At 64.5% G+C, this 861-nt stretch carries 1 protein-coding gene; it reads left to right on the top strand.

Annotated features, from left to right (window positions below; translation table 11 throughout):
- A partial coding sequence (locus G3436_RS23125; RefSeq protein ID WP_163949924.1) for a uracil-xanthine permease family protein occupies nucleotides 1–852 on the top strand: 852 nt, incomplete at its 5' end.
- Nucleotides 853–861 lie beyond the last annotated feature (9 nt).

Raw genomic sequence — 861 nt, 5'->3', positions numbered from 1 at the left:
GGCAAAGCCGGTGACGGGGCCGAGCTGCTGCCCTACAGCACCGCGATGATGATCTCGATGCCGGCGCTGCTCACCACCCTGGTCGTGGCCGTGTTCGGCAAGGGCATGTTCCGCCTGGTGCCGATTCTGGCCGGCGTACTGGTGGGCTTTGGCCTGTCGTTCTACTTTGGCGTGGTGGACACGGCCAAGATCGGTGCAGCGCCGTGGCTGGCCCTGCCGCACTTCACCGCCCCGGCCTTCAACTGGCAGGCGATCCTGTTCATCGTGCCGGTGGCCCTGGCCCCGGCAATCGAACACATCGGCGGAGTGATCGCGGTGGGCAGCGTGACCGGCCGCGACTACCTGAAAAAGCCTGGCCTGCATCGCACCCTGCTGGGTGACGGCATCGCCACCACCACAGCCGGCCTGTTCGGCGGGCCGCCCAACACGACCTATGCGGAAGTGACGGGCGCGGTGATGCTGACCAAGAACTACAACCCGAAGATCATGACCTGGGCGGCGATCTTCGCCATCAGCCTGGCCTTCGTGGGCAAGTTCGGCGCCTTGCTGCAGAGCATTCCGGTGCCGGTAATGGGTGGCATCCTGTGCCTGCTGTTCGGTTCGATTGCGGCCGTGGGGATGAACACCATGATCCGCCACAAGATCGACCTGAGCGAAGCGCGCAATCTGGTGATCGTGTCGGTGACCCTGGTGTTCGGCATTGGTGGCGTACTGGTCGGCACCGGCACCGGCCCGGATGACTGGGGCCTGAAGGGCATCGCGCTGTGCGCGGTGGTAGCGATCGGCTTGAACCTGCTGCTGCCGGGCAATGACGGCTGGAAGAACAAGGTGCTGGACGACCATTTGCCTTGATCTGAAAAA

Origin of the sequence: Pseudomonas brassicae (assembly GCF_010671725.1) — a bacterium.
GTDB lineage: Bacteria > Pseudomonadota > Gammaproteobacteria > Pseudomonadales > Pseudomonadaceae > Aquipseudomonas > Aquipseudomonas brassicae.
Note: the sequence above shows the minus strand (reverse complement) of the source record. Positions and strands in the feature narration are given on the sequence as shown.